The sequence below is a fragment of the Azospirillum sp. B506 genome (assembly GCF_000333595.1).
GTDB lineage: Bacteria > Pseudomonadota > Alphaproteobacteria > Azospirillales > Azospirillaceae > Azospirillum.
Window position 1 is genome coordinate 1 of the sequence record NZ_BADK01000215.1, and the last position, 4,977, is coordinate 4,977.

The 4,977-nt window shown below is 68.2% G+C and carries 5 protein-coding genes; 3 read left to right on the forward strand and 2 right to left on the reverse strand.

Going from position 1 to position 4,977, the window contains the following annotated elements; genetic code table 11:
• From I71_RS07120 to I71_RS07130, 3 genes are all read left to right on the forward strand, one after another.
• The coding region (locus I71_RS07120) for an enoyl-CoA hydratase-related protein (protein ID WP_042693101.1) at positions 1 to 424 on the forward strand (424 nt) is incomplete at its 5' end.
• Between the two features lie 102 nt (positions 425 to 526).
• Positions 527 to 2,119, forward strand: coding sequence for an AMP-binding protein (locus I71_RS07125; protein WP_042693104.1), 1,593 nt, complete (start codon positions 527 to 529; stop codon positions 2,117 to 2,119).
• A gap of 76 nt (positions 2,120 to 2,195) precedes the next feature.
• Entirely contained in the window at positions 2,196 to 3,560 is a 1,365-nt protein-coding gene (locus tag I71_RS07130) for an MFS transporter (protein WP_042693107.1), read from the forward strand.
• Between the two features lie 10 nt (positions 3,561 to 3,570).
• Here I71_RS07130 and I71_RS07135 read toward each other — a convergent pair whose 3' ends face one another.
• Both I71_RS07135 and I71_RS07140 read right to left on the reverse strand, forming a co-directional pair.
• On the reverse strand, positions 3,571 to 4,272 hold the full coding sequence (locus tag I71_RS07135) for a MarR family winged helix-turn-helix transcriptional regulator (RefSeq protein ID WP_244433689.1): 702 nt from the start codon (positions 4,270 to 4,272) through the stop codon (positions 3,571 to 3,573).
• Positions 4,273 to 4,415: 143 nt separating this feature from the next.
• The coding region (locus I71_RS07140) for a molybdenum storage protein subunit alpha (RefSeq protein ID WP_042693110.1) at positions 4,416 to 4,977 on the reverse strand (562 nt) is incomplete at its 5' end.

Below are 4,977 nucleotides of genomic sequence, written 5' to 3' on the forward strand. Positions count from 1 at the left end.
GCAGTTCGGCCTGTCGGAGATCAACTGGGGCATCATCCCCGGCGGCAACGTCACCAAGGTGGTCGCCGACCTGATGAGCCAGCGCGAGGCGATGTACTACATCCTGACCGGCGAGACCTTCGACGGCCGCAAGGCGGCGGAGATGAAGCTGGTCAATTTCTCGGTGCCGCGGGCGGAACTGCGCGCAAAGGTCCGCGCCATCGCCAACACTCTGCTGGAAAAGAACCCGATGACGCTGAAGGCCGCCAAGGACGCCTTCAAGCGGGTGGTTGAAATGCCGTTCGATGCCGCGGAGGATTATCTGGTGGTCCGCCAGGAATCGCTGAACTTCCTCGACAAATCGGAGGGGCGCAAGCAGGGCATCAAGCAGTTCATCGACGACAAGACCTATCGTCCGGGGCTCGGTGCCTACAAGCGCGGCTGAACTCCGCAACTGAAATCCGACAGGGCAATAAGCGGCCGCGCCGGCGACAGAACACCGGATCAACCGGGACAGGACCGCGCGGCCGGAAATGGGAGGGTGGGAATGTCTGAGACCGAACCCGCGGACGGCCGGAACGGTGCCGGCCTGCGCTGGGAAGCGCCCGATCCCGTGGCCTATCAGGCGACGGTACAGCCGGCCGCCCAGGCCTGCGTCGACCTCGGCAGCGGCGAGCGGTTGACCTACGAGGCGCTGCATCGGCGGATCGACCGCTGCGCGGCCTGGCTGATCCGGTGCCTGGAGGTGCAGCCGGGCCAGGGCGCCGGCGGACGACGGGTCGCCTGGCTCGGCCGCAACGGCATCGACCAGCTGACCATGGCCTTAGCCTGCATCCGCGCCGGGGCCGTGTTCGTGCCGCTGAACTGGCGGCTGACGGTGCCGGAACTGGCGGCCCTGGCCGCCGATGCGACGCCGTCGCTGCTGATCCATGGCGACGGGTTCGCCGCGACGGCGCAGGGCATCGGGGAGAGCGTGCGGGAAACGGTGCCGGAGCTGAGGCGGATGGATGCGGCATCCGTGCGGAGCGGATGGGAGGCGGAGGAGCCGGTCGCCGGCCTGCCGACACGCGATGCCGGGGCGCCGTCGATCATCATCTACACCTCCGGCACATCGGGCCAGCCGAAAGGCGCCATTCACACCGAGCAGACCGCTTTCTTCACCGCCACCAACTTCGCCCTGCTGAACCGGGTCGATCATTGCAGCATCTTCCTGTGCGACATGCCGCTGTTCCATGTGATCGGCATCGTCACCATCTGCCGCTCCACCCTTCTGCAGGGCGGCACGCTGCTGCTGTCGCCCGGCTTCGATCCGGTTCTGACGCTGGAGCGGCTGGCCGATCCGGCGCTGGCGGTGACGCATTACATGTGCGTGCCGCAGATGGCGCAAACCCTGCGCCAGCAACCGGGCTACGCCCCCGCGAAGCTGTCGCGGCTGGTCTTCTTCGGCACCGGCGGCGCGCCCAACCCGCCGGCGCTGGTGCGGCGCTTCCTCGACGAGGGCGTACCGATGGCCGACGGATATGGCAGCAGCGAGGGCGGCACCGTTCTCGGCATGCCGGTGGGCGACCTGTCGCGCATCGCGGCAAAGGCGGGATCGGCCGGCCTGCCGCCGGCCTCGGTCCGGCTGCGGCTGGTGGACGACGCGGACAACGACGTCGCCGACGGCGAGGTCGGTGAGATCCTGGTGCGCGGCCCGAACGTCTCGCCCGGCTACTGGAACCGGCCGGCCGGCACGGATGCCGGGACGGAGGGCTGGTTCCGCACCGGCGACACCGCGCGCCGCGATGGCGACGGCTTCTACTACATCGTCGACCGCAAGAAGGACATGTTCATCTCCGGTGGCGAGAACGTCTATCCGGCGGAGGTCGAGGCAGCGCTGCTGGAACTGGACACGGTGGCGGAAGCCTGCGTGATCGGGATCGCCGATCCGCAATGGGGCGAGGTCGGCTGCGCCTTCATCGTGCCGCGCGCCGGCTGTTCGGTGACGGAGCAGGAGATCGTCGAGCATTGCCGCGGCCGTCTCGCCCGTTTCAAGACGCCCAAGCGCATCGTCATCGCCAACGCGCTGCCGCGCACCGCGTCGGGCAAGCTGCGCAAGAACCTGTTGCGGGAACAGTATAGGAGCGAATCGGCGCTCTGACCTCCGGGCCGCTGGAAATATGTCCAACAGCGGCAAAAGCGAAACCGACGATCGCGATGGAAGGGAAAGGACAGCCATGCCCCCGGAACGCAGCATCGACATCCAAGGCTTTTTGAACGCGCATCCATTCTCCCGCCGACAGATCGGCATCGTCCTTTTGTGCCTGTGCACCGTCCTGCTGGATGGCTATGACACGGCAGCCATCGCCTTCATCGCGCCCTCCCTTCTGACCGAGTGGGGGTTGCAGCGCCCCGATCTCGCCCCGGTGCTGAGTGCGGCCTTGTTCGGTCTGGTGATGGGATCGCTCACCGCCGGCCCGTTGAGCGACCGCATAGGCCGGCGGCCGGTGCTGATCGTCGCGGTGCTGATCATGGGGGCTGCCTGTCTGGCCTCCGCCTTCGCCGGGGATCTGGCGACGTTGATCGCATGGCGTTTCGTCACCGGCATCGCGTTGGGAGCGGCCATGCCCACCGCCCTGACGCTGGTCAGCGAATATAGCCCGTCCCGCTGCCGGGCGCTGACGACGAACCTTGTCTTCTGCGGCTTTCCGCTGGGGGCGGCGCTGGGCGGCGTTCTGGCTGCCTGGATCATCCCGGCCTTCGGCTGGCGCACCGTGCTGCTGGCCGGCGGTGCGGCACCGTTGCTGCTGGCGCTGGTCCTGCTGCTCCGGCTGCCGGAATCTCCGCGCTTCGCCGTCACCCGCGCCAAGCCGGTGGAACAGATCCGCAAGCTGCTGACGCCGATCTCCACCGCTGCGGCCGACGCCACACGGTTCGTGGTGGCCGAGACGGCGGCGGCAGGCGGCAGCCGCGGTGCCATCCGGCTGGTACTGTCGCGCGGCTTCATCCTCGGCACGCTGATGCTGTGGATCGCCTATTTCATGGGGCTGGCGATCTTCTACGCCATGATCAACTGGATGCCGGTGCTGTTCCGGGACGCAGGTCTGGCCCCGGCGGCGGCGGCGCTGGTCGCTTCGCTGTTCCCGCTGGGCGGCATCGGATCGCTGTTCTCGGGCGTGCTGATGGACCGCTTCGACGGCAACCGCATCGTCGCGATCTTCTTCGCGCTGACCGGACTGGCCTTCATCGTGATCGGGCAAATTGCCGGGCAGGTCGGGATGCTGACGGTCGCGGTGCTGGTGACGGGAGCGCTGATGAACACCGCACAATCGTCGCTGGGAGCGCTGGCCGCCGCCTATTACCCGACGCAGGCGCGCGCCACCGGCATCGCCTGGATGATGGGGCTGGGCCGTTTTGGCGGCATCGCCGGCTCCTTCCTGGTCGCCTGGCTGGCCGGATGGCAGTTGAGCTTCTCCGGCATCCTCTCCGCGCTGGCCATGCCGGCCTTTCTGGCGGCGGCGGCGCTGTGGCTGAAGCAGATGGCTGGCGTCCCACACCCCTCACCCGGCCTGAAGACCGCGGCGGCGCCGGGACGCGGTTGAGCCCGCCGCCTCACCCTCTCTTGCGTCCGCCCTGCCCTGTGGCCCGTGCTTTGACAGGGGCGGCATCGGCCTCGTCCACATCGAAGGGCGAGGCCGATGCGCTTCCGGACGCGATCATCCGGCCGAGCAGGCTCAGCAGCTGGTCGCGGCCGTCCGGGCCGATCTGTTCGCAGATCCGCCGCTCATGATCGGCCCACAGCCGCTGCAGTTCGGCCAGCAGTGTGGAGCCTTCGGCCGTCAGGTGGAGGGCATGGGACCGGCGGTCGCCGGCCGCCAGCTTACGCGCCACCAGCCCGCGCTTCTCCAACAAATCGAGCATTGGCACGAAGTTGGTGCGCTTGATGTTCAGCGCCGCGCTGACCTGAGACTGTTTCAGGCCGGGATTGCGGCCGATGATAACCAGAACCGAGAATTGCGCCGGCCTGAGATCGACGGCGGCAAAGGTCTCGATGAAGTCGGCGAACACGGCCATCTGCGCCCGCTTCAACAGAAAGCCCACGGATTCGCCCAGAATACCGAGATCGATGGCGTTCCTGTCGTCGGCCGCCGCCTCCGCTTTGGACCGGTGGCTGTCCTCGCCCCGCTTGCGAGAGGATTTCGGGACGGCTTCGGCCATTGGATCTGCACCCGTATCGACTGTGTGAATGGCGGACGCACCGCCCGGCGAATGGAGCGGAGAGTAGCAGGCCGATCGGCTTTGCAGAATCGTCATCCCGGCGGTCACCGCAGGAATGTGATTTTCGATGCGGCCGGGCCAGCGCCCGTCCGATCGGATACGCGCCGCCGAGATGGCTGAAACACCGGCAGCCCGCCTCTTCCGAGACGGGCTGCCGGGCGTCCATTCGGGCGATCCGGTCAGGCCGGATGCGCACCGGTGCGTATGATCGTCCCGACATGCTCGCCCCGCAATGCGGCGGTCAGCCGGCCCGGCACCAGACCGTTCACGATCTGCACACGCTCAAGGTGACGGGCGTTCGCCATGATCCCGGCCAGCGACCGGTCCACCGGCAGGGTGCCTTCGAACCGAGCCAGATCGGCGGCAGACACCTCGCGCAGCAGTTCCGCACTCTCGGCATCGGGACCGTTCGGGTCGGTGGTGCAGATGCCGTCCACATCCTCCACGATGGTCAGTCCGGCGGCGCCCAGCGCGTCGGCCAGCAGGAAGGCACCGGCATCGGCCCGGTGCGTCGGGATGCGCGACCCCGGAAACTCGTGGTGATGGTAGGGTGGAAAGGCGCTGCCCACCACCGCCCGTGCCGCCGCCAGATGGATGGCGAGCTGGCTCGCGATGGTCGGGTGCTCGACATAGGAAACACCCTCCGAAGCCAGCAGCGAGGCGAGGATATGACCGTTCTGCCCGGCCTCGCTCGCGGCAAGCGGAGCCAGCGACCCGACCGGCAGGCCGAGGTCGAGGCCG

Excerpts from the sequence above, each read along its gene's own strand:
- I71_RS07125 (WP_042693104.1), top strand. The coding sequence starts at position 527 with ATGTCTGAGACCGAACCCGCGGACGGCCGGAACGGTGCCGGCCTGCGC.
- I71_RS07130 (WP_042693107.1), top strand. The coding sequence starts at position 2,196 with ATGCCCCCGGAACGCAGCATCGACATCCAAGGCTTTTTGAACGCGCAT.
- I71_RS07135 (WP_244433689.1), bottom strand. The coding sequence starts at position 4,272 with ATGACGATTCTGCAAAGCCGATCGGCCTGCTACTCTCCGCTCCATTCG.